Raw genomic sequence first — 25705 nt, 5'->3', positions numbered from 1 at the left:
AGATGAGGAGAAATGATGCTCACACTAGCAGAGATTCGTAAGCAAGCCGAAGGTTTAGCGTTTGATGTAACCTTAGATTTAAATGATGTATTAAAAAAACGTAATGCAGATATTATTTCAGTAGATGATATTCATGCGGTAGGTCTTGCTTCTTATGATGACGGACTTTACTTATTACATTATCAGTTGACTTATCGTATTACCCTACCTTCAAGTCGCTCGATGCAGCCCGTTACTCTTGCAGAAAAAGAGGTGGTTGATGAGGTATTTGTTGAGACGAGTCATCTTGTCTCTAAAAAAGACCTTATCGAGCAAAATTTAGCTTTAGTCCTTGAAGGCGATAGTATTGATTTGAAAGAGAGTGTTGCTGATAATATTTTACTTTCGATTCCATTAAGTGTATTGACTGAGGAGGAGATAGCTGGAGAAGGCTTGCCATCTGGCAAGGATTGGACAGTTATGACTGAGGAGCAATACGCTTCACTGCAAGCTGAAAAACAAAAAGAAGCTAATCCGTTTTCAGCTTTAGATGGTCTTTTTGAGGATTAGTTCAGTAACTGTTTGGGAGCAGTTTTAATGTTAAAGGGTTAGTGAGAAAATAATTTAGTGGGTTGGGGGTGTTTTACCACATGAAAAAAAAGGTACTTATTATTGAGCCAGAAAAAAGTTTGGCACGCCTTTTATCTTTGGAGTTGATGAATGAAGGTCATATCGCTGAGACAGCGCACAGTGCGCAGTCTGGCTTGAAGCGTGCACTAGAAAAAGACTATGACCTGATTTTGCTGGATGCTGGATTGTCAACGGATGGTGAGGAGACGCTAGTACATCGTCTGCAAGAAAAGCAATCCGGCTATATCATCATGCTCATGTCACGTGACTCGGCGATGGATGTTATCTCTGTGCTTGAGGATGGCGCAGATGCGTACATCACAAAGCCGTTTGCCATTGAGGAGTTGATGGCACATATTCATGCTATTTTCCGTCGTCAAAGCAAAACAGGTCACGATAGTCCTGTTGAGCCTAAAGTGGCAGCACACGATTTGGTATTAAACAAACAAAACCGCTCTGTTAAGCGTGGCGATAAGGAAATCGCTCTGACCAAGCGTGAGTTTGATTTGCTGAGTATCTTGATGCAAAATATGGGACAAGCCATGAGTCGTGAGAGTCTGCTTGAAAATGTTTGGCAGTATGACTTAGAAGCCAAAACCAATGTCGTTGATGTTTACGTGCGTTATCTGCGTGGTAAAATCGATATTCCAGGTAAAGATTCCTTTATCCAAACGGTTCGTGGCGTTGGCTACATTATTCGTGATAATTAGTGATAAAAGCAGGTTGGCAAGCAGTCAGCCTGCTTTGTTTTCTGGTATTTTAGACGAAAACATGGTATAATACACTATTATGGTAAAATGGTTTGTGTTGGCTAATTTGCTAGCTAGTATCTAATGGAGGTCTTATATGCGTTGTCCGAAGTGTCATTTTAATAAATCGAGTGTTATTGATAGCCGTCAAGCAGAAGAAGGGGCAACTATTAGACGTCGTAGGGAGTGCGAGAACTGCCATTATCGCTTTACGACCTTTGAGCGTGTGGAGTTGTTGCCCTTACTTGTTGTCAAAAAAGACGGCACACGTGAGCAGTTTTCACGTGAGAAAATCTTGAATGGGATTGTGCAGTCAGCCCAAAAACGTCCTGTCTCTAGCGATGATATCGAGTCTGTGATTAGTCGTATTGAGCAGCAAGTCAGAGCAGACTATGAAAATGAAGTACCAAGTACCGTGATTGGAAATCTTGTCATGGATGAGTTGGCAGAGCTTGATGAGATTACCTACGTGCGCTTTGCTAGTGTCTACAAGTCCTTTAAGGATGTGGATGAGATTGAGGATTTATTGCAGCAAATCACTAAGCGTGTGCGTGGAAAGAAAAAGAAGGCGGAAGTCAAAGATGATGCCGATTGACACCTTTCGCTACGTCAAAAATAATCAAACGAGTCGAGACCTAGACAATCTCACACAGCTCTATCAGCCGATTATCGGCAATGACGCACAGGCGCTCTATCTTTATTTTCAAAGTTTTTTTGACAATGGGAATTACGACCACAAGGTCACAGATATTTTGAACCATTTGCAGTTTGGGGCTCCTCGCTTAAATGAAGCTCTTGATTTTTTGACAGCCATGAGTTTGGTTGCTCTCTACCAGACTGTGGAGGGTGTTTATCTGGTCAAGCTCAACTCACCTCTTGATAGAGAGCATTTTCTAGCGCATGCTGTTTATCGTAAGCTTTTAGAAGCTAGGATCGGTGAGGTAGCTGTCAAGGAGTTGGAGTATGTTTTGCCTAAGGATGTGACCAATCAGTCCAAACGTTTTTCAGATGTTTTTGGGCATGTAGAAAAAAGTGCGTCTGCTAAAACGGTGACGTCTTCAGCAGCTGTGCAGTTTGACTTGGAGAGTTTCAAGCGCCTTATGCAGCGTGATGGTTTGTTCTTTAAGGATGAGCAGGCGGATGTGGTGACTTTGTACTCGATAGCTGAGCGCTACCATCTCAACTGGTTTGACACTTACCAGCTTGCTAAAAAAACAGCCATCGATGGCGAGATTGCACCTAAAAGAATGGTCAAAGACCGTCAAAAAGAGACGCAGCAAACAACGACAACAAGCTTTACAGAGAGTGAGCAAGCGCTCATCCGTGAAGCAAAATCCTGTGCTGCTCTGCCATTTTTAGAAAAAATCAAGCAAACGAGACGTGCCGTTGTGACCTCTAGCGAGAAGCAGCTGCTTAAAGACCTAGCTGCCATGAGCTTTTTAGACGAGGTCATCAATATCATGGTCCTCTACACGCTCAATAAAACCAAATCCGCTAATCTCAACAAACCTTATCTCATGAAGGTGGCAAATGATTTTTCTTATCAGAAAATCACGAGTGCAGAAGAAGCGGTGCTAAAGATGCGCAGCTTCACAGAGCGCAAAAAATCACCCTCTAAACAAGCAAAACCAAAAACCAAAACCAATGTTCCATCTTGGAGCAATCCAGATTTTAAAGACAATACAACACCTGAAATGCAAGCTAAACTTGATAGTCAAAAGCAAGGCTTGCTCGAGAAACTAAGAAAGGCTGGTGAGTAGATGAAGTCTGTAGGAGAGTCTATGGGCGAGCTTAATCGTCAGGTTGATACTGACTGGGTGCAGGCGATTTTGTCAGACCCGCAGGTGGCAGAGTTCATCACAAGCTACCAACTGACACAGCACGAAATCAACATTAGTTTGTCAAAATTTAACCAATTTTTGCTGGAGCGCAGGAAATATGAGACAAACGATGCGACTTATCACGCTAAGGGCTATCGTCCTATACTGGTGATGAATGAAGGCTATGCTGACGTCACTTATCAAGAGACAAAAGAGCTCATTGAAGCGCAAAAAGCGCAAGCTATTACTAAGAATATCAATCTTGTCAACCTTCCAAAATCGTATAAAAACATTACGTTTAGAGATATTGACCCAACAGCGTCTAAGTTAGCTGTTCTCAATATCTTGGTGGATTTTGTCGAGCAGTATCCAAAAGAAGGGCAAAAAGGGCTCTATCTTTACGGCGATATGGGTATTGGGAAGTCCTATTTTATGGCGGCACTAGCGCATGAGATGTCTGTTTTAGGGGTTGCTACGACCATGGTGCATTTTCCAAGCTATGTCCTTGATGTCAAAAATGCCATCTCAACTGGCACGGTAAAGGAAATGGTGGACGCTATCAAGTTAGCTCCAGTGTTGATTTTAGATGATATTGGTGCAGAGCAGGCGACGTCTTGGGTGCGTGACGAGGTCTTGCAGGTCATCTTACAGTACCGCATGACGGAGAATTTGCCGACCTTTTTCACTTCTAACTATTCCTTTTTAGATTTGGAAGCCAAGTGGGCAAATATCAAGGGCAATGACGAGACCTGGCAGGCAAGACGTGTCTTAGAGCGTGTACGCTATCTGGCTAATGAATTTCACTTAGAAGGTGGCAACCGCCGCCACGACGCTATGGAAGAATAGAATAAATTATAAAAGAAAGAAGGTTTTTATGGCATTACCAACAGTTGCCATTGTTGGTCGTCCCAATGTCGGGAAGTCAACATTGTTTAATCGTATTGCAGGAGAGCGCATTTCGATTGTCGAGGATGTCGAAGGGGTGACTCGTGACCGTATTTATGCGACTGGTGAGTGGCTCAATCGCTCTTTTTCGCTGATCGATACAGGTGGTATTGATGATGTAGATGCGCCTTTTATGGAGCAAATCAAACATCAAGCTGATATTGCCATGACAGAAGCAGATGTCATCGTTTTTGTCGTGTCTGGAAAAGAAGGTGTCACAGACGCTGACGAGTACGTCTCAAAAATCCTCTACCGCACCAACAAACCCGTGATTTTGGTGGTCAATAAAGTGGACAATCCAGAGATGAGAAGCGATATTTATGATTTTTACTCACTCGGACTTGGTGACCCCTATCCAGTGTCGTCTGTTCACGGTATCGGAACCGGTGATGTGCTAGACGCTATCGTGGAAAATCTCCCTGTCGAAGCGGTCGAAGAAAATCCAGACATCATCAAGTTTAGTCTCATCGGTCGTCCCAATGTCGGAAAATCAAGTCTTATCAATGCTATCCTTGGTGAGGAGCGCGTGATTGCCAGTCCTATCGCTGGAACGACTCGTGATGCGATTGATACGCATTTCACAGACAGCTCTGGTCAAGAGTTCTTGATGATTGATACCGCTGGTATGCGCAAGTCTGGCAAGGTCTATGAAAACACGGAAAAATACTCTGTCATGCGCTCCATGCGAGCTATTGACCGCAGTGACATTGTCCTCATGGTGATTAACGCTGAAGAGGGCATTCGTGAGTATGACAAGCGTATCGCTGGTTTTGCCCACGAAGCTGGAAAAGGCATTATCATCGTTGTCAACAAATGGGACACCATCACAAAGGACAATCGCACCGTCAAAGAATGGGAGGATGATATCCGTGATAACTTCCAATACATCAGCTACGCTCCGATTATCTTTGTATCAGCGCTGACCAAGCAACGTCTCAATAAACTGCCAGATATGATCAAGGCAATCAGCGAAAGTCAAAACAAACGTATCCCGTCAGCTGTTTTGAACGATGTCATCATGGACGCTATCGCAACCAACCCAACGCCAACGGACAAGGGCAAACGCTTGAAGATTTTCTACGGCACACAAGTTGCTGTCAAACCACCGACCTTTGTCATTTTTGTCAATGAAGAAGAGCTCATGCACTTCTCTTATCTACGCTTTTTGGAAAATCAAATCCGTGCTGCCTTTGGCTTTGAAGGCACACCGATTCACTTGATTGCACGAAAGAGAAAATAGCCATGCCGCTTCGCTTTGAAAAGGTTACAGAGAGTAATAAAGCAGCAGTTCTTTCTTTGCGTCTTCACTCCTTTCAAAAAGGCTACACGGAGTCAATAGAAGAGAGCTTAGAAGAGGCAGGAAAACACCCAGAGTGGCAGCCTTGTGCGGTGTATCATGGAGAGGAGCTTGTCGGCTTTACCATGTATGGTTATTTCGCTGAGGATAGTGAGCTGTGGATTGATACCATTGTGATTGACCGCTTTTATCAAGGTAAGGGTTACGGTCGCAAGCTTCTAGAGCAGCTCTTAGAGCTACTAGCCGAGCGCTATTTGCGTAAGCCTGTCTATCTCAGCGTTTTTTCGGACAATCACTCAGCTATCTACCTCTATCAAAACTTAGGCTTTCAGTTTAATGGTCGGCTAGATACCAAAGGTGAGCAGATAATGGTCTATACGTTTGAGGACTAGTCCTCTAGCATTCAAAAATAAACTGAAAAACCAGCGTTAGCTGGTTTTTTCTTTACACAACGTCAAAAAACGTCTCATTTCCATTTAATAAGCAAAACAATTTTTACTTTTAAGCCAAATTAAAGACATTTTTCACATATATTTGTTATAATAGAGTGATAAGGAAATGGTGGTATGAGAGCATGAGTAGAATGATTCCAGGGCGTGTCCGCAATCAAGGAATTGCTCTTTACGACGATGGTTCAATCGCATCTGTTTCAGAGCAAAATGGGACAATTATCGCCAATATTCAAAATGAAAAACTCCAATACACTTTAAATGGTGATGTTGTAGACTGTACGTGCCCGCTTTTTTCGAGTAAGGGCTACTGTGAGCATTTAGCAGCCTTAGAGTATTACCTCAAGAACGCTCCAACTGGGCAAGCGCTTGTTGAGAGCTTGGAAGCTCCAAAAGAAGAAGTCGAACTTCCTAAGGAAGCTTCTTTTAGCAACCTCTTTTTAGATAGTTTGTTAGGTAGTGATGATGATACGACACGCTACCGTCTTTGTGCTTATGGCGAGATAAACGCTAATGGCAACGAGGTTTGGTGGACACTCAAGCTAAATCGCCTGCCAGATAGTAAAAGCTATGTCATCAGAGACATCAGAGCTTTTTTAGCAACGGTTCAAAAAGAAGGCTTCTATCAGATTGGTAAGCACTATTTTGAATCGCTCTCTTATGGGCAGTTTGATGAGAAGAGTCAAGAGTTACTCTGCTTTTTAGCAAAATTGTTGCCAGACTCTGACCAGTTTGGGGCTGAGAACTGTCTACGTCACAACGGACGCTATCTCTTTTTTAGTAGTGGTTTTTTCACTGAGGGCGTTGCTTATTTACAGGCTCTTTATGACTTTAACTTTGAAGCGGACAATAAGTCCTACGCAAAACTTGTGACCAAGCGACTAGAAGGCAAGGACAATCTTTTTGTTTTTACAGTGGTTGTAGAGCGTCATAGTGTTGTTTTGACCATTGCTGAGCATGATTTTGACACGCTCTATGGCAGTCGTATTTTGCGTCGTGACAATACCTTTTACCTGCTCGATCCTAAGCAGCTTAGAATCCTACAAGCCATTCACAGTTTGCCGATTGAGACGGATGATAAGCGTCATCTTTTCTTCACGCATAATGACCAGCCTTCTCTTGCCATGAGTTTACTTGATTTTCAGCTTTTAGGAGTGGTGCATGCCCCTAAAAACTATCAGGTTAAGGACTTTACGACGCATTTTTACTTGGACATGCCAGAGGATGATAGGATTAGTTTGCAGCTCGTTTTTGACTATGGGGACGGTCTTTTGGTAGACAATCAAAAGGATTTGCAGGAGTTGCCCTTTACCAGTCATTACCGCCATCAAGAGCGTCTTTTCCGCTTTTTGGTCAGTAAAGGCTTTGATAAGCGCTTTAAGACCAGCCTCGTCTTAGAAAATGCAGAAGATATCTATTACTTTTTTGTAGAGTGGTTGCCAGAATTTGAAAAACGAGGCGTTGTGCATTTATCCCTTCGCCTAGCTAGTCAACGTATCCAAGAGCAACCTAGAATTGCCCTTGATTTTCAAGGCGGTTTTTTGGATATTTCCTTTGACTTTTCAAGTCTTGATGAAAAGGATATCGACAAAGCCCTTGATGCTCTTCTTGATAATCAATCTTACTTCGTCAATAAAAAAGGGAAGCTACTGGTTTTTGATGAGGACACACAAAAGGTCAGTAAAGTCTTGCAGACTTTACAAACCAGCACGCTTTCGGATGGACACTTGAAGGTGCACCAAGCAGAGGCTTATAGGCTGTCTCATCTGCTATCTTCTGAGAGTCAGGTGGTATTTTCTAAGAACTTTGAGCAGCTTGTACATGACCTTAGGTACCCAGAAGAGTACGCCCTGCCAGATATTAGTGTGCAGGCGACACTTAGAGACTATCAGCAGTTAGGGGTACGCTGGCTGTCCATGCTTTCTGACTATGGCTTTGGTGGGATTTTGGCAGATGATATGGGGCTAGGTAAGACCTTGCAGACTATTGCTTTTTTGAGCTCACGCTTGACTGAGCAGTCACGTGTTCTCATCCTAGCGCCGTCTAGTTTGATTTTTAACTGGCAGGATGAGTTTAAGAAATTTGCTCCGCAGTTAGATGTGGCTGTTTCTTACGGCTTAAAGCCAGCACGAGACAGTATCATATCTGAAAATCACCAAGTCATCATCTCAAGCTATGCTGCTTTTCGTCAGGACTTTGAGACTTACCAATCTCAAGGTTTTGCCTATGATTATTTGATTTTAGACGAGGCGCAGGTCATGAAAAATGCCCAGACCAAGATTTCAAAACGCCTACACCAGTTTGAGGTCAAACACTGCTTTGCCCTTTCTGGAACACCGATTGAAAATAAATTATTAGAAATCTGGTCTATTTTTTCTATTGTCATGCCAGGGCTTTTGCCAAGCAAACGTGAGTTTCTCAAGTTGAGTTCAGCACAGGTTGCCCGCTACATCAAGCCTTTTATCCTACGCCGTCGTAAAGAGGATGTGTTACCAGAATTGCCAGAGTTGCTTGAGATGACCTATACCAATGAACTGGCAGACAAACAAAAAGCCATGTACCTAGCGCAATTGCGTCAAATGCAGCAAAGTATCGCTGGTGCTAGTGATAGGAGTATCAGCCGTCAGAAAATCGAGATCCTATCAGGTATCACTCGCTTACGTCAAATCTGCGACTCACCAAGTCTTTTTATGGAGGATTATGATGGGGAAAGTGGTAAAGTGGAGAGTCTTCGCATGCTGCTTGCCCAGCTAAAGGAAAATGGACACCGTGCGCTTATCTTCTCACAATTTAAAGGTATGCTGGATATTGCTGAAAAAGAGCTCAAAGCCCTTGAGATGACCAGCTACAAACTCACAGGCTCAACTTCATCTGTTGACCGCCAAGAGATGACCAAAGCCTTTAACAAAGGAGCTAAGGACGTCTTTCTCATTTCACTAAGAGCAGGCGGTGTTGGGCTCAATCTCACAGGTGCAGACACGGTTATCTTGATTGACCTTTGGTGGAATCCAGCAGTTGAAATGCAAGCCATTAGCCGTGCCCATCGTATCGGGCAAAAAAGCACCGTTGAAGTTTACCGCCTAATCACACGAGGCACCATCGAGGAAAAAATTCTTGAACTGCAAGAAAGCAAGAAAAATCTAGTCACCACAGTCCTTGATGGCAATGAAAGCAGAAGCTCTCTATCTGCTGAGGAAATCCGTGAAATACTCGGTGTGGATGAACCAGTCACTTAAATCTGCTATTAAACTTTGAAAAATGATAGATTTTAGTTTATAATGGGAATGTTGTCACTTAGAGGTGATAAAGGATGACACGTCGTAGCAAGAAAATCTTGCTGCCATGTTTAAAAGAAATTGTATTAGAGAGGGTGACGCTATGCACAAAGACAGAAGACCGTTTCCGCTAGTAGCGGATGGTGAGCCAGTCAGTACAGAAGAGACTGTAATGTCCTTGTATGACAACGAAGATTTGATTAGTAATATTCATGGAGTTTACCATGAAAAATCTTACGATGACATCAAACCAAGTCACAAGACCTTGCAGCCAAATCAAAGACAAGCCCAGCGTCATCAAAAAGACATTGATAGTGGTAAGTCCTACGCTAGACAAGCAAGACAGCAGGCAAAAGTAGATGTCAAAAAGAAACGTCAGACCTATCTGACCAAGGACATCACTAAAACCACAGGCTTTGAAATGCCTAAAAAAGTGGTTTCTGTGCCTGCCAAAAAGAAACGTCAAGGCGATTATGCCAAGTACTCTAGCAGACTATCGCAAGACAGCTATATCTTAGCCGAGTTGCCAACGGTTTACAAAGAACCTCAAAACAAGCCAGCTATCAAGTCGAAAAAAAATAATTATGATTTCTTGAAAACAAGTCAAATCTATAATCCAAAAGATAAACAAACACTCCATGAGCCTGCTCAAGAGCTGAACTTAGCTCGTTTTGAAGGCTAGTTTATCTGTTATCTTAAAGAGGAAAAAATATGTCAAAAATCTATCATTTTATCGGAATTAAAGGCTCAGGAATGAGTGCGCTTGCTCTAATGCTTCATCAAATGGGCTACAAGGTTCAAGGAAGCGACGTTGAAAAGTATTATTTCACACAGCGTGGCTTGGAGCAAGCAGGGATTACCATTCTTCCTTTCTCTGAGGCAAATATCACAGAAGATGTTGAGTTGATTGCTGGAAATGCCTTTCGTGAAGATAACAATGTAGAAGTTGCTTACGCTATTAACAATAATATCCCGTTTAAACGCTATCATGAGTTTTTAGGGCATTTTATGGAGCAGTTTACAAGCCTAGGTGTGGCTGGAGCGCACGGTAAGACCTCAACGACGGGGCTTTTATCACATGTTCTCAAAAACATCACAGATACGTCTTACCTCATTGGGGACGGGACAGGGCGTGGCTCTAAGGATGCTAAGTACTTTGTCTTTGAGTCTGACGAGTACGAGCGCCATTTCATGCCATATCACCCAGAGTACTCCATCATCACCAACATTGACTTTGACCATCCAGACTATTTTACAAGCATTGATGACGTCTTTAATGCCTTTAACGACTATGCTAAGCAGGTGAAAAAAGGCTTGTTCCTTTACGGAGACGATGTTTATCTTCGCAAGATTGAGTCTGACGCACCGATTTATTACTATGGTTTCAATGATAATGACGACTTTACTGCTTTTGACATCACACGTACAACAAGCGGTTCTGATTTCAAGGTGAAGCACGATGGAAAAGTCTTAGGGACTTTCCATGTGCCAGCTTTTGGACGTCACAATATCCTCAATGCGACGGCTGTTATTGCTAACTTGTATGTCTTAGGGATTGATATGGAGCTAGTAGCTGAGCACTTAAAGACCTTCTCTGGCGTTAAACGTCGCTTTACTGAAAAGGTTGTCAACGGCGCTACCATCATTGATGACTTTGCCCACCACCCAACTGAAATCATCGCAACACTGGATGCGGCACGTCAAAAATACCCATCTCGTGAGATTGTGGCGATTTTCCAACCGCATACCTTTACACGTACCATTGCTCTCTTAGATGAGTTCGCAGAAGCACTCAACCAAGCGGACAGTGTCTATCTAGCACAGATTTACGGCTCTGCACGTGAGGTGGACCACGGCGATGTTAAGGTTGAGGATTTGGCAGCCAAGATTGTCAAGCCAGCACAGGTGATTACAGTGGAAAATGTCTCACCACTACTTGACCATGACGACGCTGTCTACGTCTTTATGGGAGCGGGGGACATTCAGCTCTACGAGCGCTCTTTTGAGGAGTTGCTTGCAAGCTTGACTAAAAATAGACAATAACCTTTCACCACAACGGTTGATAGTAAAGACTGGGTCTAGTAAGACTCAGTCTTGTTTGTAGGAGAAGTATATGATGATTAGAAATGTAAAACCAGATGATTTTGAGACCATCTGTCAGATTGAGAGAGCAAATTTCTCAGCCAGTGAGGCAGCAAGCTCACAGGCGATGAAAGAGCGGATAGAGCGTCTAGCAGATACTTTTTTAGTTGCTGAGATAGAGGGCGAGATTGCTGGCTATGTTGTGGGTGCTGTGACTTTTGATAAGTACCTAGACGACGCTCTGTTTGAGACAGTCACTAAAAATCCAGCGCAGGGTGGCTTTATTGCTGTGATGAGTCTGTCGGTCTCAAAAGACTATAAAAAGCAAGGTATTGGAACAGCTCTGCTTGCTGCGCTAAAGGATGTGGCTGTAGCTAGACAGGCTAAAGGCATTACGCTTACTTGCCATGAGGAGCTGATTGGCTACTATGAGATGAATGGCTTTTGCGATGAAGGACAGTCACTCTCAACGCACGGTCAAGCGACTTGGTACAATATGCTCTGGTACTGCTAAGCAGCTCGCTACAGCGCTAGAGCTTGATTTTACTAGCTTTTTAAGGTATAATAGCTTGATTACTATTAGGAGGACGATGCTTTGGCGGATAATCAAGACGACAAGCAGAGGGCTAAACGGGAGTTTGGCAGCTTTAAAGAGCGCATCCTAGCGGAGTTGGAAGAAGCCACCCGTATCAGACAGGAGCGTGAGGAGAGAGCTTACCAAGAACAGCTAAAACAGCAAGAAGAAGCCAACCTGTTAGCACAACAATTGGAAAAGGATTCCCAACCTAATCTTATCAATACGACATCATCTGACAGTGATAATTTTGAGACTCAGGAGACAGAGCTTCTTAGGACCTCAGAAAGTGACGATCAGCCAGTTTCCTCGGAAGATTTAAGTCAACCTTTAGAGGAGACTTCTGAGCTTGCGAGTGAGAGCAGCTTGCCTCGTGCGACCTTTGTTCCTGATTGGAATGAGACAGACCTTGCTCAGGTTGAAAAAAGTGCGTCGCAAGAGAGTGAACCTTCAATTGATGAGACTTCAGAAGATGATGTTCATCAACTCTTGGGAAATATAGAAGAAGTTGAGCAGGATGATAGGACAACGTCTGAATCTGATGCTGGTGCAGACCAAGCGTCAGAAACATTTGCAGTCCATCCCATCTCAGTCTCTGATGACCAGATAGAAGTCGATAATTTCTCTGCTAATGACAATGCAGGGCTAGAAGTTGACTCACTGCTTGATGTGACTGCAGGACGTACCGAGGTTCATCAAGTACTGGATAACTTAGAAAAAGTCTTTAGCCCAGAGCTTGAAGTATCTGAAGCTTCTGCTGTGGAGCCTGCTAGCGAGCTACCGACAGAACCTCAAGTATTTGAGATAGAGCAAACTAACTCAGAAGTGCCCCTTGAGAGCACTCCTAGCGTCTCTGATGAACAGCCAGAAACTGAGTCCATCGAAGTCAAGAACGCTCAATCTGAAGAGTTTGAAGAGGAAATCTCATCTGAAAGCGAGTCGCTACTTGATGTGACTGCAGGACGTACCGAGGTACACCAAGTGCTAGATAACTTGGAGAAAGTCTTTAGCCCTGAACTCGAGGGCGACACTCCTGTAGCCTTTCCACCAGTTGAGGACAAGCCTACAGTAGAAGCGGAACAAGAGGTTTCAACAGAGACTCCTGTTTCTGAAGGTTCTAGCGAAGTAGCCGTATCTGAGTCAGATGAGGAAGAGTTGGAGGAGAGTGTGGGGAAACGTAGAAAGAAAAAGTTGGTGCAAAAGAAGCGCCAGAGACGTGAAAGTCTCGCTAAAAAGTTAGCCTTGTATATCATTTCCATAACCTTAGTTATTTTATTAGCGGTTGGTGGATTTGGGGCTTACTATATCTCAAACAGCCTAAAACCAGTTAATAGCAAGTCAACAGACTATGTACAAGTCGAGATCCCAGCAGGCTCTGGTACCAAGATGATTGGGCAAATTTTAGAGAAAAAAGGTCTCATCCGAAATGCTACGATTTTCAACTATTATTCTAAGTTTAAAAATTATAGCAATTACCAAAGTGGCTACTTTAACTTGCAAAAGAGTATGTCGCTAGATGAGATTGCAAAAGCGCTCCAAAAGGAAGGAACAACCAGCCCAACCCAGCCTGTACTTGGTAAAGTCCTCATCAAAGAAGGCTACACTATCGAGCAGATTGCAAAAGCTATCGAGGTCAATGCCAACAGCAAGAAATCAAGTAAGACACCGTATAGCGCTAGTGATTTCTTGAAGTTGATGAAAGACGAATCCTTTATCAAGGAGATGGTTGAGAAATATCCTAAGCTTTTGGCGAATTTACCGTCAAAAGACGAAGCGGTTTACCAGCTTGAGGGTTATCTCTTCCCAGCGACCTATGACTACTATAAGGCGACGAGCCTTAAGGACTTGGTCGATACCATGCTTCAGACCATGGACACGACACTTGCAAACTACTACACAACCATTTCAGAAAAGGGCATGACGGTCAATCAAGTCTTGACGCTTGCTTCTCTTGTTGAGAAGGAAGGGCAAACCGATGAGGATAGAAGAACCATTGCTAGCGTCTTTTATAACCGTCTAAATGCTGGACAAGCGCTTCAAAGTAACATTGCTGTTTTGTATGCGATGGGTAAACTTGGTGAGACCACCACACTTTCTGAAGACGCTAATATTGACACAAGCATTGATTCGCCTTATAATGATTATACTCATACAGGACTCATGCCAGGACCTGTAGACAGTCCGGGGCTTTCAGCTATCAAGGCAGTACTCAATCCTGAAAGTACTGATTATTACTACTTTGTAGCGGATGTCAAGACTGGTAAGGTTTATTATGCAAATGACTATGAAACCCATCAGAAAAATGTTGAAAAATATGTCAACAGTCAAATTTCAAATTAGAAAAGAGAGTAATTAACAATGGCAGAAAAAACATATCCTATGACACAGGCTGAAAAAGAACAGCTTGAACAAGAATTAGAAGAGTTAAAATTAGTGCGTCGCCCAGAGGTCGTTGAGCGTATCAAGATTGCACGCTCTTACGGTGACCTTTCTGAAAACAGCGAGTACGATGCAGCAAAAGATGAGCAAGCCTTTGTTGAGGGACAAATCTCAACTCTTGAAACCAAAATCCGCTACGCAGAAATCATCGATAGCGATGCCGTTGCCAAAGATGAAGTGGCTATCGGAAAAACAGTTGTTGTTCAAGAAGTGGGAACAACGGACAAAGATACTTACGTTATCGTGGGTGCAGCGGGAGCAGACATCTTCTCAGGTAAGATTTCAAACGAAAGCCCAATCGCACAAGCCCTTATCGGTAAAAAGACTGGTGACCAAGCAGTCATCGAGTCACCTGCTGGTGATTACACTGTTGAGATTATCAGCGTTGAAAAAACAAACTAAGAAAAATCCCAAGAGACACTCTTGGGATTTTCTGCTATCTAAAAACTCTCAAGTTAGCCTTGAGAGTTTTGTTTTATTTCTTACGTTTTTTCTGTTTACCAGCGTTGCGTTTTTTGTGCTGTTGTGAGATAGCTGCTTGATTTGCGTTCTTTGGTTTTTGTGTGACATCTTTACGACGTTTTGGTGTAGAGACACGAGGAGGATTTTTCTTGTATTCTTCCTCAACACGCTGACGTAAACGTGGTTTCATGATGTAGGTTGTAATCAACTGTTGGATGATACTAAAGATACCACCGACAAACCAGTAAAGAGCGACACTCGCTGGAAGGCTGATAGACATAAAGAGCATGACCAGTGGCATGGTATAAGTCATGGTCTTCATCTGACTGCGTTGCGCTTCAGGAGCAGCCTGGAGTGACAGCCAAGATTGCACATAGTAGAGAGCAGCGATGATAAGTACCAAGATGAGGTTTTGCTTACCAAGGTCCATCCCAAGGAAGGTCGCTTCTGAAACCCCTGCAGTGTAGCGAGTCGCCACAAAGATGGCTGAGAAGAAAGGCATTTGGATGAGCAGTGGCAGACATCCCATACCACCAAACATGCTAACGCCAGCTTCACGTTGAGCCTGCATGAGCTCTGTCTGCGCAGCCATTTTTTCCTCTTGTGTTGTGGCATTGCGGATACGCTCGTTGATTGGCTCAAAGATAGGTTTGAGATAGTTCATCTTTTCAGCTTGGTAGCTTGCCTTATAGGACTGATAGAGCCCTAGTGGTAAGATAATCAAACGAACAATGATGGTTACAAGGATAATAGCAACCCCAAATCCTAAACCTTGATTTTTGGCAAAGAAAGTAATGAGATTTGCCATGGGAACACCAAGGACATTCCAAACCGTTCCAGTTGGCTGACCATTTTTAACGTTGACACAGCCAGAGAGTAGCACTAGCATGGATAGAGCTAACCCTGAAAAGAGAAGACGCTTCGTATTTTTTTTCAATGATATAATCCTTTTTCTAAATTTAGTCTTACCTTACTATTTTACTTTTTTTTTAGGTAGAATACAATAGTTCTTGAGACGGATTTTTAATTGGCGATTTTAAAATCGTGGTAATCGGGGAAGTTGTCCATCTTCACATCCACATAAGTGACCTTTGCCCACTGAGAAGGGCCTTGTCTGACGCCTTTGATAAAGGCTGCCATTTTGCTGTTATCATCGGACTGAGCGAGAATCTCGACGGTACCGTCATCGTTATTCCAGACACGACCGTAGATGTCACCAATTTCTAGTGCGAGAGCATAGGTGGAGTAGCGAAAGCCAACTCCCTGAACACGCCCAGACACAAGCATACGTACTTTTTTCATGTTCTCCTCCTTTGTTTTTTCAATCTTGTGGGATTTGTGTTATACTTTCTCTATGACTATTATAACCTCAAAAGCAAATAATCTCATCAAAAAGACTAAAAAATTGCTCCAAAAAAAGTACCGTAAGACATCCTACTTGATTGAGGGCTGGCACTTATACGAAGAAGCGAGAGCAAATAAAGCTGATATTTTACGTGTCTTTGTGACGGAGGAGTTTTTAGAGCGTGTGGGTGACGAAGAGCAAGTAGTTGTGGTTTCCTATGATGTGCTAAAAGAGCTGACAGAGTCGCAAACGCCACAAGGTATCGTCGCTGAAATAGCGCTAGAGAGCAAGGAATGGCAAGCTAGCGCAGGGCGTTTTTTGATTTTGGAGGATGTGCAAGATCCAGGAAATGTCGGTACCATGATTCGCACAGCGGACGCCGCTGGTTTTGATGCGGTTATCGTCTCTGACAAGTCAGCAGATATCTACAGCCAAAAAACGCTACGTTCCATGCAGGGTAGCCACTTTCATCTCCCCATCTACCGTATGCCCATGTCTCATGTGCTGGATGATGTGACGGCGCACAAGATTCCACTCTTAGCCAGTACCTTGTCAAAAGACTCGATCGACTATCGTCAGCTTGACAAATTTTCTTCCTTTGCTCTTGTCATGGGAAATGAAGGACAGGGTATCTCAGACGAGATGGCAAAGCGTGCCGATTATCTGGTGCATATCGACATGCCTGGGCAGGCTGAAAGCCTCAATGTCGCTGTCGCTGCGGGTATTCTTATTTTCAGCCTTATTTAAGTCAAAGTGGTATAATAGACTATAGAGGTGATTGTGATGAAATCTTATAAAAAAGATAAAGAATACATGTCTCTTGTTGGACCACTCATTGACCATCCTCGCTTTCAAAAGTTAGATGGTATTGTCCAACATCACCACTCTACTAGATTAGAACATTCGATAAACGTCAGCTACACCAGCTATAAGATTGCCAAGCGTCTCGGTTGGGACGCTAAAAGTACAGCACGTGGTGGGCTGCTACATGACTTTTTCTACTACGATTGGCGCACAACCAAGTTCAACAAAGGACATGCTTGGGTACATCCACGTATTGCCGTGCGTAACGCTAGAAAAGTCACGACACTGAATAAACGTGAAGAAGATATTATCCTAAAACATATGTGGGGAGCGACTATCGCGCCGCCACGCTATAAAGAAGGCTATATCGTCACCATGGTTGACAAATACTGGGCGGTGCGTGAAGCGTCTCGTCCCTTGAAAAAATGGTTCAAAAAACCGATTGCCTATAGCAGAAAACTGCTAGGTAGTCATCATCATTAAAAGCTGGGCTTTGCTTGGCTTTTTCTTCTCCCTGACTTTTCAAAAAGGGTACAAATAATAGACGTTTAAGAAGCTTTTATGTTAGAATAGGACTATTACAAGTTGAGAGGACATTGATATGAATGATAATGTGATTTATACACAGAGCGACGCTGGTCTCAATCGTTTCTTTGCCAAGATTTATGGACTGGTTGGCATGGGGATTGGTCTGTCTGCTTTTGTGTCGTACTTAATGCTTTATGTCTTTACAGATAATTTGATTGCCAGCTACTCTAATCCTGTGATTTACTACGGGGCGTGTATTTTGGAGTTGGTTTTGGTCTTTAGCGCAAGTAGTGCAGCTCGCAAGAACACGCCAGCAGCTCTGCCTTTATTTTTAGTTTATTCAGCGCTCAATGGCTTTACGCTTAGCTTTATCATTGCTACTTATGCGCAGGCTGTTGTTTTGCAGGCATTTTTATCAGCTATGGGCGTGTTCTTAGTGATGGCGTTGATCGGTGTGGTTGTCAAGCGTGATTTGTCAGGCATTGCTAAGGCGGCTATGGCGCTTTTGATTGGTATTATTATCGCAAGTGTGCTCAATATCTTCTTTGCTAATGGCACGATGAGCTATATCATCAGTCTCTTATCAGTTGCGATTTTTTCAGGCTTGATTGCTTATGACAATCAACTCATCAAGCGTGTTTACCAATCTACAGGCGGTCGTACAACAGACGGTTGGGCGATTTCGATGGCACTAAACCTCTACCTTGACTTTATCAACCTGTTTCTAAGTTTACTACGCCTCTTTGGTGATAACGATTAAGAGTAAAAACTGGGGCAACCCAGTTTTTTTGTGGGCTTTCTTGTCAGAATTTTCTATAAAATTATCATTTTTATGCTATAATAGGAGCAACACACCAAAGGAGAATACGATATGAAGACACCATTTGTGAGCAAAGAGCAAGTAGACCTTATCACCGAGCAATTTCCAACACCTTTTCACCTCTACGATGAAAAAGGTATCAGGGAGACGGCTCGTGCAGTGAATGCAGCCTTTTCATGGAACGAGGGATTTAAAGAATATTTTGCGGTCAAGGCAACACCCAATCCAACGATTTTGAAGATTTTAAAAGAAGAGGGGTGTGGTGTTGACTGTGCGACAGATGTGGAGCTGATGATGAGCCATAAAGTAGGCTTTAGCGCTTCTGAGATTAGCTTCACCTCAAACGACACACGCCCAGAAGAGTTTGTCTATGCCCGTGAGATTGGAGCAACTATTAACCTTGACGCTTATGAGGACATTGCCTTTTTAGAAAAAGCATGTGGTCTGCCAGATAAAGTATCGCTTCGCTTCAATCCTGGGGGTGTCTTTGCGCTAGGCACAGACATCATGGATCATCCAGAGGAGTCCAAGTTTGGGATGACCAAAGAACAGCTCTTTAAAGGCTACAAAGAATTGACAGAAAAGGGCGTCACTTCCCTTGGGCTCCATGCTTTTCTGGCGTCAAATACAGTGACCAATGACTACTATCCAACGCTTGCCGCTCAGCTCTTTGAGCTGGCTGTTGAGCTGAAAAATGAACTTGGTATTTCGCTTGACTTTATCAATCTGTCTGGTGGTATCGGTGTAGATTACACGCCAGAAAATCGTCAAAATGACATCGCTGCGATTGGACAAGGTGTCCATGAACAGTTTGATAAGATTTTGGTGCCAAATGGTCTAGGTCATATCAGCATTTACACAGAGCTTGGGCGCTACATGCTAGCGCCACACGGTCATCTCATCACAAAGGTCTTGCACCGAAAAGAAACCTATCGCACCTACATCGGACTGGACGCTTGTGCAGTCAATCTCCTGCGCCCTGCCATGTATGATGCTTATCATCACATCACCAATCTCACTAACCCAAACGGTAAACTGGAGACAGTTGATGTGGTTGGCTCTCTATGTGAAAATAATGATAAATTTGCCAAAAATCGTGAATTGCCTGAGGCAAGAATCGGCGATACACTTGTCATTCACGACACGGGAGCGCACGGCTTTTCAATGGGCTACAACTACAATGGTCGTTTGCGCTCGGCTGAGATTCTCCTGCAAGAAGATGGCACCGCTCGTATGATTCGACGTGCCGAGATGCCAGAGGATTATTTCAACACTTTGTATGGCTTTGATTTTGACAAATAAGATAGCAAGGAAGCGCTTGTTTTCTTGTCTCCCTTTCTTTATTTTGGTATAATGGGTAAGAGAATTTATAGAGGAGAATGCTAGAATGAATACTGCACTTTGGATTTTATTGGTTATCATTGCGCTTTTTGCGGGAGCTGTTGGGGGAATTTTTATTGCTCGCCGTCAGTTCACCAAGGAAGTCAGTGAATATCCTCGCCTAACACCAGATGCTATTCGTGAGATGATGAGCCAAATGGGACAAAAACCAAGCGAAGCTAAGATTCAACAAACCTATCGCAACATTATCAGACAATCAAAAGCAGCTGCCAATAAAGGCAAAAAATAGACAGTCAACAAGATTGTCCAAAAGAGTGAGTCAGTGTCCACTAAACTTGAAAACGGGTCAGACTTAGCTCAGATGATGAGAGAGTTTGGGGCAGAGGTCTCAAACTCTTTTTTAGCAAGATAGGCAAAGAAGGAGAAGATATGGATAATCGTCCAATCGGTTTTTTGGACTCTGGTGTTGGTGGCTTGACTGTCGTCAAAGAAATGTTTAAGCAACTGCCAGAAGAAGAGATTATTTTTATCGGGGATCAAGCACGTGCTCCCTATGGTCCAAGACCAGCCGAGCAAATCAGAGAATACACTTGGCAGATGGTCAATTTCTTATTAACACAAAATGTCAAGATGATTGTCATTGCCTGCAATACCGCAACGGCTGTTGTCTGGAAGGAAATCAAAGAGCAGCTGACCATTCCTGTTTTGGGGGTTATCTTGCCCGGTGCTAGCGCAGCCATTAAGTCTACGCAGACAGGAAAAATCGGCGTCATCGGCACTCCCATGACGGTTAAATCCGACACTTATCGTGAGAAAATCCAGCGCCTAGCGCCTGAGATGGAGGTGGAGAGCCTTTCTTGTCCCAAGTTTGCGCCTATCGTTGAGTCCAATCAGATGACCTCAAGTGTCGCTAAAAAGGTAGTCTATGAGACCTTGGCGCCTCTAGTGGGCAAGGTTGATACGCTCATTCTAGGATGTACGCATTATCCTTTATTAAGACCGATTATCCAAAATGTGATGGGACAATCAGTCAAACTCATTGATAGCGGAGCAGAGACGGTGCATGATATTTCCGTCTTGCTTAACTACTTTGAGATTAACCGCAACCGTAAGCAAAAAGAAGCACAGCATCACTTTTACACAACAGCCAGTCCCAAGGGCTTTAAAGAAATTGCCGAGCAATGGATGGGAAGAAAAATTACTGTGGAGCATATCGATTTATGACAGAAAAAATATTTGAATATAAAGATGACAAAGACTGGTATGTCGCAAAACTCGAAATTGATGGGTGTAGATTTTCATTCTCAGATGAAATTGATATGATTGTGATGTCTTTAAACAATCTCCTATTAGATGAGGACAATCACTTTAAAATTGCACTGGGTGTGATTAAATACAGCTCGCCTTATCGCTTGATTCGTTTTTACTTGGAGTTGATAAATGCGCTTGAAAACCGTTCGTTAAAAGCGGTGGCTCATAAAGGTGCGGTGCTTGTTGTTGAGGATGATAAGGTGCTGTTTGTTCATGTACCAAAAGGTGGGATAGAAGTGTCCGCTTTCTTAGACGGTGCTGAGCTTGATTTTGGCGATACCATTTTGATTGCGACACGCAATGAAGGCAAAACCAAAGAATTTCGTCAGTTGTTTGCTAAGCTCGGTATCAGCGTTCAGAACCTCAACGACTATCCAGATTTACCAGAAGTTGAGGAGACAGGCATGACCTTTGAGGAAAATGCTCGCCTCAAGGCAGAAACCATCTCACGCTTAACCGGTAAAATGGTGCTGGCAGACGACTCAGGACTCAAGGTGGATGCGCTAGGTGGGCTTCCAGGCGTGTGGTCCGCTCGCTTTTCAGGACCAGATGCCACAGACGCTAAGAACAACGCTAAGCTCCTCCATGAGCTGGCTATGGTATTTGAGCCAGAAGACAGAAGCGCTCAATTTCACACGACCTTGGTCGTTGCAGCACCCAACAAAGAGAGCTTAGTGGTTGAAGCAGACTGGGAAGGTTATATCGGTGTGGAGCCAAGAGGAGAAAACGGCTTTGGCTATGACCCACTTTTTCTGGTTGGACACACAGGACGTACAGCAGCAGAACTCTCTGCTGAAGAAAAAAATGCCCAATCTCACAGAGGACAGGCAGTGAAAAAACTGATGGAGGTATTTCCACAATGGCAACACAATTTGTAGTAATGAGTGACTCACACGGTGATTATGACATTGTCAAAGATATCAAGGACAGATATCAAGGCAAGGTGGATGCTATTTTTCATAATGGAGACTCTGAGCTCAAGAGTTCTGACCCTGTTTGGGATGGGATTTATGTGGTGCGTGGCAATTGTGACTATGATGACGGCTATCCTGAAAATAATGTCGTCGAGCTTAATGGTGTAACCATTGCACAGACACACGGACACCTCTATCAGATTAACTTTATGTGGGATAGACTGGACTTATTTGCCCAAGAGGCTGGCGCTGATATTTGTCTGTATGGGCATTTGCATAGAGCTAGTGCTTGGCGCATGGAGGATATTGTCTTTATCAATCCTGGAAGTGTCTTGCAGCCACGAGGTGAGGTGATGGAAAAACTTTATGCTCTTGTCACAGTGACAGATACGACCATAAAAGTAGACTTTTACACCCGCAACCATGAGCTATACCCACAATTATCACAGGAGTTTACACGATGATTGCAAAACCGTTTGAAGATTTTCTATTAAAACATTTGGAGCACTATCTGATTCCTGCGGATGAGCTGGCGATTTTTATTGATACGCACAATGCAGACCATGTCATGCTGGTTTTGAGTGCTAATGGCTTGTCACGTGTCCCTGTTATCACAAAAGACAAGATTTATGTGGGTACGATTAGCATAGCTGATATGCTAAGCTATAAGGCTAAACACCACTTGTCAGACTGGGAAGTGACTGGCAGTGATATTGCGCCTATGGTCAATACCAAGATTGAGCCTTTGCATAAGGACGCTGACTTGACTGAGATTATGCACAAGCTTGTGGATTATCCTTTCTTGCCTGTCGTAGATGACGAGGGTGTCTTTCAAGGGATTATCACACGAAAATCTATCCTAAAAGCTGTTAACAGCCTGCTTCATGACTTTACCAATGACTATGACCTCATCCCAAAAGAGACTGACTGACTGGTTAGATGACTTTTTAGCGCACAAGCGTTTGTCGCAAAATTCGCAAATGAACTATCGCTACGACATCAAGCAGTTTTTAGAAGATGTTGATAATCAATTAACGCTTGAGAAATTGCGTCTCTATGAGCAAAAGCTCTCGACCAAGTCACCAGCTGTCAAAAAGCGAAGACAATCCACGCTCAATCAGTTTTTATGGTTTTTGTATAGCAAGGGAGTTCTTGATTATGCTTATAAGTTTCATGTCGCCTCTCAAGCGAGCTCTCCTCAGCTCACAAAGCAGCCACAGCTTTTAGATAAGTCTCTCTTTTACGCTGATACTCCTGATACAGATGGTCAGCTGATAGCGCTGTTGATGATAGAGTTGGGGCTGACACCGACTGAAATTGCCCGCCTTGACAGTGAGAGTATTGACCTTGAGTTTGGCATTATCCGCCTTGAGAAAAAGGACTGTGTGCGTATTGTCAAGTTGCCTAAGCCCTTGGTTAGCTGTCTTGAAAAAAAACTGGTAAACACAGGCTACCTCTTTTCTCATAAGGGCAAGCCTTACTCAAGGCAGTGGTATTTTAAAAAATTGAGCGCTTATTTGGAGACGATTGGTCTCGCCAATGAGACAGCTCAGTCGCTTCGTACGCAGTATATCTTGGGTGAAAAAGCTGCCGGAAAGACAGCACAAGAAATCGCACAGCAGTTAGGACTGAAAAGCGCAGTGACACTGGAGAAATATTTTTAATGGATATTAAGCTAAAAGATTTTGAAGGTCCGCTGGATCTTCTTCTTCATCTTGTTTCAAAATACGAAGTGGATATTTACGATGTTCCGATTGTAGAGATTATCGAGCAGTATCTGGCTTACATCGCTACGCTTAAAGCCATGCGTCTTGAGATTGCTAGCGAATATATGGTCATGGCAAGCCAACTCATGCTGATAAAGAGTCAGAAGTTATTGCCCACAGTTGTTGAAAATCTCCCTGATGAGGAGGACTTGGAGCAGGAGCTGCTCAGTCAGATTGAGGAGTATCGCAAGTTTAAAGAGCTGAGCGAAGAGCTTGGTAAGCAACACAATAAGCGGGCTCAATTTTACTCCAAACCCAAGCAAGAACTCATCTTTGAGGAGACGACGCTAGCGCATGACAAGACCATTATGGATTTGTTTTTGACCTTTTCAAAGGTCATGGCGAGTCGGCAAGAGACGCTTATGCAGCAGCATACGGTCGTTGAGCGAGATGACTATCGCATTGAGGATATGATGGAGGATCTTCTGTATCGCTTGGGCAGTCAACAAAAGCTCTGCTTACAAGAGGTTTTTGAGGCATGCCAGCAAAAAAACGAGATGATTACCCTCTTTTTAGCGACGCTTGAGCTGATAAAGCTGCAGCAAGTAGATGTCAAGCAGTCTGAAAACTTTGGTAAGATTTACCTAGCACTTCCTAAGGAAAATAAAACAGAAAAGGTATAAAGGTGAGATGAATTATTTAGCACGATTAGAGGCACTTCTTTTTGTGGCAGGTGAGGATGGGCTTAGTTTACGCCAGTTAGCGGAGCTATTGGAGCTGACACCGACAGCACTCACACAGCAGCTGGAAAAATTAGCGAGTCGTTATGAAGAGGATGCAGACTCTAGTCTTTGCTTGTTAGAGACCTCACAGACCTACAAGCTAGTGACAAAGGACAGTTTTTCAGACTTGCTTAGGGATTTTGCCAGCTCACCAATCAATCAAACCTTGTCACGAGCTAGCCTTGAGGTGCTCTCGATTATTGCCTACAAGCAGCCAATTACCCGCATTGAGGTTGACGCCATTCGAGGGGTTAATTCAAGCGGTGCCATTAGCAAACTGCAAGCCTTTGGATTGATTAAGGAAATAGGGAAAAAAGAGGTTATTGGACGTCCAAAGCTCTATGCAACGACGGATTATTTTTTAGATTACATGGGAATCAATCACCTTGATGAGTTAGTAGACGCTTCTAATATCCAGTTGGTTGACCAAGAGTTGACACTTTTTAATCTCGAAGAAGACGAAAGGGAAGAACAAGAATGAGAATAAACAAATACATCGCACATGCTGGTGTTGCTAGCCGAAGAAAGGCAGAAGAACTGATCAAAAATGGACATGTCACGATCAATGGTACGGTCGTTGACAATCTCGCTACACAAGTCAAAGCAAGCGACCGTGTCGAGATTGATGGCAGTCCTATCTACAACGAAGAAAAGGTCTACTACCTGCTCAACAAACCTCGTGGGGTTATCTCAAGTGTCTCTGATGAAAAGGGACGTAAGACTGTTGTGGACTTGTTGCCTGAGGTGAGAGAGCGTATCTATCCTGTTGGGCGTCTCGATTGGGACACATCTGGGCTGCTTATTCTAACGAATGATGGTGATTTTACTGACAAGATGATTCACCCAAGAAATGAGATTGACAAGGTCTATCTGGCACGTGTCAAGGGCATTGCGACCAAGGAGAACTTGCGCCCTTTGACCCGTGGGGTTATGGTTGATGGCAAGAAAACAAAACCAGCACACTATCATATCGTCAAGGTAGACAAGGACAAAAACCGCTCTGTTGTGGAGCTGACGATCCACGAAGGACGCAATCACCAAGTCAAGAAAATGTTTGAAGAAGTGGGGCTTCTGGTAGACAAGCTCTCACGCATTCGCTTTGGGACACTGGATTTGGCAGGGCTTCGACCTGGTGAGTTTAGAAAATTAAGCAAAAAAGAAATCAGTCAGCTGCACAACGCAGCCATCAACAACAAATGATCACACGTTTTTTTATCTGGCTTGTTAGGCTCTATCAGCGCTACATTTCCCCAGCCTTTCCAGCGACTTGTCGCTATCGTCCCACCTGCTCAGCCTACATGATTGAGGCGCTGCAAAAGCATGGCTTAAAAGGGTTTGTCATGGGAATTGCTCGCATTTTGCGTTGCCATCCCTTTGTCAAGGGAGGAGACGACCCTGTCCCAGACCATTTTACACTCAGACGATCACAAAAATAGCGGTGTCAATGACACAC

29 protein-coding genes are annotated in these 25705 nt (G+C 43.5%); 27 read left to right on the top strand and 2 right to left on the bottom strand.

Features of this window, described 5'->3' with window-relative positions; all coding sequences use genetic code 11:
- The first annotated feature begins 15 nt into the window (after window positions 1–15).
- The 13 genes from G5B60_RS08810 to greA all read left to right on the top strand — a co-directional run bounded on the left by G5B60_RS08810 (window position 16) and on the right by greA (window position 14641).
- Window positions 16–549 carry a YceD family protein gene (locus G5B60_RS08810; RefSeq protein ID WP_115270774.1) on the top strand — a complete coding sequence of 178 codons (534 nt, stop codon included), beginning with the start codon at window positions 16–18 and terminating at the stop codon, window positions 547–549.
- Window positions 550–629: 80 nt separating this feature from the next.
- A complete protein-coding gene (locus G5B60_RS08805; RefSeq protein WP_164683669.1) occupies window positions 630–1319 on the top strand; it encodes a response regulator transcription factor in 690 nt (229 codons plus the stop codon).
- A 136-nt stretch (window positions 1320–1455) separates the two neighbouring features.
- Window positions 1456–1953 (top strand): transcriptional regulator NrdR, encoded by a 498-nt coding sequence (nrdR, locus tag G5B60_RS08800; RefSeq protein WP_115270770.1) that lies wholly within the window; start codon window positions 1456–1458, stop codon window positions 1951–1953.
- Window positions 1940–3118, top strand: coding sequence for a DnaD domain protein (locus tag G5B60_RS08795; protein ID WP_164683668.1), 1179 nt, complete (start codon window positions 1940–1942; stop codon window positions 3116–3118). Before nrdR ends, G5B60_RS08795 begins: the two co-directional genes overlap by 14 nt.
- The gene (dnaI, locus tag G5B60_RS08790; RefSeq protein WP_164683667.1) at window positions 3119–4024 is read left to right on the top strand and encodes a primosomal protein DnaI; all 906 of its coding nucleotides are present in this window, start codon (window positions 3119–3121) and stop codon (window positions 4022–4024) included.
- A 28-nt stretch (window positions 4025–4052) separates the two neighbouring features.
- Window positions 4053–5363: a ribosome biogenesis GTPase Der gene (gene der / locus G5B60_RS08785; RefSeq protein WP_164683666.1), complete on the top strand. Its 1311-nt coding sequence runs from the start codon at window positions 4053–4055 to the stop codon at window positions 5361–5363.
- A gap of 2 nt (window positions 5364–5365) precedes the next feature.
- Window positions 5366–5812, top strand: a complete 447-nt coding sequence (locus tag G5B60_RS08780; protein ID WP_164683665.1) for a GNAT family N-acetyltransferase — start codon at window positions 5366–5368, stop codon at window positions 5810–5812.
- 182 nt (window positions 5813–5994) lie between these two features.
- Window positions 5995–9105: a DEAD/DEAH box helicase gene (locus G5B60_RS08775; protein ID WP_164683664.1), complete on the top strand. Its 3111-nt coding sequence runs from the start codon at window positions 5995–5997 to the stop codon at window positions 9103–9105.
- A 142-nt stretch (window positions 9106–9247) separates the two neighbouring features.
- Complete coding sequence (locus G5B60_RS08770; RefSeq protein ID WP_206225094.1) at window positions 9248–9826, top strand: hypothetical protein; 579 nt, start codon at window positions 9248–9250, stop codon at window positions 9824–9826.
- Window positions 9827–9855: 29 nt separating this feature from the next.
- Window positions 9856–11187, top strand: coding sequence for a UDP-N-acetylmuramate--L-alanine ligase (gene murC / locus G5B60_RS08765; protein ID WP_164683663.1), 1332 nt, complete (start codon window positions 9856–9858; stop codon window positions 11185–11187).
- Between the two features lie 70 nt (window positions 11188–11257).
- Window positions 11258–11740, top strand: coding sequence for a GNAT family N-acetyltransferase (locus tag G5B60_RS08760; protein ID WP_164683662.1), 483 nt, complete (start codon window positions 11258–11260; stop codon window positions 11738–11740).
- Between the two features lie 729 nt (window positions 11741–12469).
- A complete protein-coding gene (gene mltG / locus G5B60_RS08755; RefSeq protein WP_430523660.1) occupies window positions 12470–14140 on the top strand; it encodes an endolytic transglycosylase MltG in 1671 nt (556 codons plus the stop codon).
- Between the two features lie 18 nt (window positions 14141–14158).
- Window positions 14159–14641, top strand: coding sequence for a transcription elongation factor GreA (greA, locus tag G5B60_RS08750; protein WP_115270756.1), 483 nt, complete (start codon window positions 14159–14161; stop codon window positions 14639–14641).
- Between the two features lie 73 nt (window positions 14642–14714).
- Here the strand turns inward: greA and yidC are convergent, their stop codons facing one another.
- Complete coding sequence (gene yidC, locus G5B60_RS08745; protein WP_164683661.1) at window positions 14715–15638, bottom strand: membrane protein insertase YidC; 924 nt, start codon at window positions 15636–15638, stop codon at window positions 14715–14717.
- 86 nt (window positions 15639–15724) lie between these two features.
- The gene (locus G5B60_RS08740; protein WP_115270752.1) at window positions 15725–16003 is read right to left on the bottom strand and encodes an acylphosphatase; all 279 of its coding nucleotides are present in this window, start codon (window positions 16001–16003) and stop codon (window positions 15725–15727) included.
- Between the two features lie 52 nt (window positions 16004–16055).
- Between G5B60_RS08740 and G5B60_RS08735 the strand changes: the two genes are divergently transcribed.
- From G5B60_RS08735 to yidD, 14 genes are all read left to right on the top strand, one after another.
- Entirely contained in the window at window positions 16056–16793 is a 738-nt protein-coding gene (locus G5B60_RS08735; protein WP_164683660.1) for a TrmH family RNA methyltransferase, read from the top strand.
- A gap of 36 nt (window positions 16794–16829) precedes the next feature.
- A complete protein-coding gene (locus G5B60_RS08730; RefSeq protein ID WP_115270748.1) occupies window positions 16830–17333 on the top strand; it encodes an HD domain-containing protein in 504 nt (167 codons plus the stop codon).
- Window positions 17334–17451: 118 nt separating this feature from the next.
- Window positions 17452–18138, top strand: coding sequence for a Bax inhibitor-1/YccA family protein (locus G5B60_RS08725; RefSeq protein ID WP_164683659.1), 687 nt, complete (start codon window positions 17452–17454; stop codon window positions 18136–18138).
- A gap of 111 nt (window positions 18139–18249) precedes the next feature.
- Window positions 18250–19500 carry a diaminopimelate decarboxylase gene (locus tag G5B60_RS08720; RefSeq protein WP_164683658.1) on the top strand — a complete coding sequence of 417 codons (1251 nt, stop codon included), beginning with the start codon at window positions 18250–18252 and terminating at the stop codon, window positions 19498–19500.
- Between the two features lie 85 nt (window positions 19501–19585).
- Window positions 19586–19828, top strand: a complete 243-nt coding sequence (locus tag G5B60_RS08715; protein WP_115270740.1) for a YneF family protein — start codon at window positions 19586–19588, stop codon at window positions 19826–19828.
- Window positions 19829–19968: 140 nt separating this feature from the next.
- Entirely contained in the window at window positions 19969–20763 is a 795-nt protein-coding gene (racE, locus tag G5B60_RS08710) for a glutamate racemase (RefSeq protein ID WP_164683657.1), read from the top strand.
- Entirely contained in the window at window positions 20760–21728 is a 969-nt protein-coding gene (locus tag G5B60_RS08705) for a nucleoside-triphosphate diphosphatase (RefSeq protein WP_206225093.1), read from the top strand. Before racE ends, G5B60_RS08705 begins: the two co-directional genes overlap by 4 nt.
- Window positions 21710–22228, top strand: coding sequence for a metallophosphoesterase (locus tag G5B60_RS08700; RefSeq protein WP_164683655.1), 519 nt, complete (start codon window positions 21710–21712; stop codon window positions 22226–22228). Before G5B60_RS08705 ends, G5B60_RS08700 begins: the two co-directional genes overlap by 19 nt.
- Window positions 22225–22695, top strand: a complete 471-nt coding sequence (cbpB, locus tag G5B60_RS08695) for a cyclic-di-AMP-binding protein CbpB (RefSeq protein ID WP_164683654.1) — start codon at window positions 22225–22227, stop codon at window positions 22693–22695. Before G5B60_RS08700 ends, cbpB begins: the two co-directional genes overlap by 4 nt.
- Window positions 22661–23428 carry a site-specific tyrosine recombinase XerD gene (xerD, locus tag G5B60_RS08690; protein WP_164683653.1) on the top strand — a complete coding sequence of 256 codons (768 nt, stop codon included), beginning with the start codon at window positions 22661–22663 and terminating at the stop codon, window positions 23426–23428. Before cbpB ends, xerD begins: the two co-directional genes overlap by 35 nt.
- On the top strand, window positions 23428–24153 hold the full coding sequence (locus G5B60_RS08685; RefSeq protein ID WP_164683652.1) for a segregation/condensation protein A: 726 nt from the start codon (window positions 23428–23430) through the stop codon (window positions 24151–24153). Before xerD ends, G5B60_RS08685 begins: the two co-directional genes overlap by 1 nt.
- A 7-nt stretch (window positions 24154–24160) precedes the next feature.
- Complete coding sequence (gene scpB / locus G5B60_RS08680) at window positions 24161–24733, top strand: SMC-Scp complex subunit ScpB (protein ID WP_164683651.1); 573 nt, start codon at window positions 24161–24163, stop codon at window positions 24731–24733.
- A complete protein-coding gene (locus G5B60_RS08675; RefSeq protein ID WP_164683650.1) occupies window positions 24730–25452 on the top strand; it encodes a pseudouridine synthase in 723 nt (240 codons plus the stop codon). The genes scpB and G5B60_RS08675 overlap by 4 nt, the downstream gene beginning before the upstream one ends.
- Window positions 25449–25688, top strand: coding sequence for a membrane protein insertion efficiency factor YidD (gene yidD / locus G5B60_RS08670; protein ID WP_164683649.1), 240 nt, complete (start codon window positions 25449–25451; stop codon window positions 25686–25688). The genes G5B60_RS08675 and yidD overlap by 4 nt, the downstream gene beginning before the upstream one ends.
- Window positions 25689–25705 lie beyond the last annotated feature (17 nt).

Source organism: Streptococcus hyointestinalis (assembly GCF_011039275.1).
Taxonomy (GTDB): Bacteria; Bacillota; Bacilli; order Lactobacillales; family Streptococcaceae; genus Streptococcus; species Streptococcus hyointestinalis_A.
Note: the sequence above shows the minus strand (reverse complement) of the source record. Positions and strands in the feature narration are given on the sequence as shown.

Coding starts and splice junctions, on each gene's coding strand:
- G5B60_RS08810 (WP_115270774.1), top strand. CDS start 16: ATGCTCACACTAGCAGAGATTCGTAAGCAAGCCGAAGGTTTAGCGTTT.
- G5B60_RS08805 (WP_164683669.1), top strand. CDS start 630: ATGAAAAAAAAGGTACTTATTATTGAGCCAGAAAAAAGTTTGGCACGC.
- nrdR (WP_115270770.1), top strand. CDS start 1,456: ATGCGTTGTCCGAAGTGTCATTTTAATAAATCGAGTGTTATTGATAGC.
- G5B60_RS08795 (WP_164683668.1), top strand. CDS start 1,940: ATGATGCCGATTGACACCTTTCGCTACGTCAAAAATAATCAAACGAGT.
- dnaI (WP_164683667.1), top strand. CDS start 3,119: ATGAAGTCTGTAGGAGAGTCTATGGGCGAGCTTAATCGTCAGGTTGAT.
- der (WP_164683666.1), top strand. CDS start 4,053: ATGGCATTACCAACAGTTGCCATTGTTGGTCGTCCCAATGTCGGGAAG.
- G5B60_RS08780 (WP_164683665.1), top strand. CDS start 5,366: ATGCCGCTTCGCTTTGAAAAGGTTACAGAGAGTAATAAAGCAGCAGTT.
- G5B60_RS08775 (WP_164683664.1), top strand. CDS start 5,995: ATGAGTAGAATGATTCCAGGGCGTGTCCGCAATCAAGGAATTGCTCTT.
- G5B60_RS08770 (WP_206225094.1), top strand. CDS start 9,248: ATGCACAAAGACAGAAGACCGTTTCCGCTAGTAGCGGATGGTGAGCCA.
- murC (WP_164683663.1), top strand. CDS start 9,856: ATGTCAAAAATCTATCATTTTATCGGAATTAAAGGCTCAGGAATGAGT.
- G5B60_RS08760 (WP_164683662.1), top strand. CDS start 11,258: ATGATGATTAGAAATGTAAAACCAGATGATTTTGAGACCATCTGTCAG.
- greA (WP_115270756.1), top strand. CDS start 14,159: ATGGCAGAAAAAACATATCCTATGACACAGGCTGAAAAAGAACAGCTT.
- G5B60_RS08740 (WP_115270752.1), bottom strand. CDS start 16,003: ATGAAAAAAGTACGTATGCTTGTGTCTGGGCGTGTTCAGGGAGTTGGC.
- G5B60_RS08735 (WP_164683660.1), top strand. CDS start 16,056: ATGACTATTATAACCTCAAAAGCAAATAATCTCATCAAAAAGACTAAA.
- G5B60_RS08730 (WP_115270748.1), top strand. CDS start 16,830: ATGAAATCTTATAAAAAAGATAAAGAATACATGTCTCTTGTTGGACCA.
- G5B60_RS08725 (WP_164683659.1), top strand. CDS start 17,452: ATGAATGATAATGTGATTTATACACAGAGCGACGCTGGTCTCAATCGT.
- G5B60_RS08720 (WP_164683658.1), top strand. CDS start 18,250: ATGAAGACACCATTTGTGAGCAAAGAGCAAGTAGACCTTATCACCGAG.
- G5B60_RS08715 (WP_115270740.1), top strand. CDS start 19,586: ATGAATACTGCACTTTGGATTTTATTGGTTATCATTGCGCTTTTTGCG.
- racE (WP_164683657.1), top strand. CDS start 19,969: ATGGATAATCGTCCAATCGGTTTTTTGGACTCTGGTGTTGGTGGCTTG.
- G5B60_RS08705 (WP_206225093.1), top strand. CDS start 20,760: ATGACAGAAAAAATATTTGAATATAAAGATGACAAAGACTGGTATGTC.
- G5B60_RS08700 (WP_164683655.1), top strand. CDS start 21,710: ATGGCAACACAATTTGTAGTAATGAGTGACTCACACGGTGATTATGAC.
- cbpB (WP_164683654.1), top strand. CDS start 22,225: ATGATTGCAAAACCGTTTGAAGATTTTCTATTAAAACATTTGGAGCAC.
- xerD (WP_164683653.1), top strand. CDS start 22,661: ATGACTATGACCTCATCCCAAAAGAGACTGACTGACTGGTTAGATGAC.
- G5B60_RS08685 (WP_164683652.1), top strand. CDS start 23,428: ATGGATATTAAGCTAAAAGATTTTGAAGGTCCGCTGGATCTTCTTCTT.
- scpB (WP_164683651.1), top strand. CDS start 24,161: ATGAATTATTTAGCACGATTAGAGGCACTTCTTTTTGTGGCAGGTGAG.
- G5B60_RS08675 (WP_164683650.1), top strand. CDS start 24,730: ATGAGAATAAACAAATACATCGCACATGCTGGTGTTGCTAGCCGAAGA.
- yidD (WP_164683649.1), top strand. CDS start 25,449: ATGATCACACGTTTTTTTATCTGGCTTGTTAGGCTCTATCAGCGCTAC.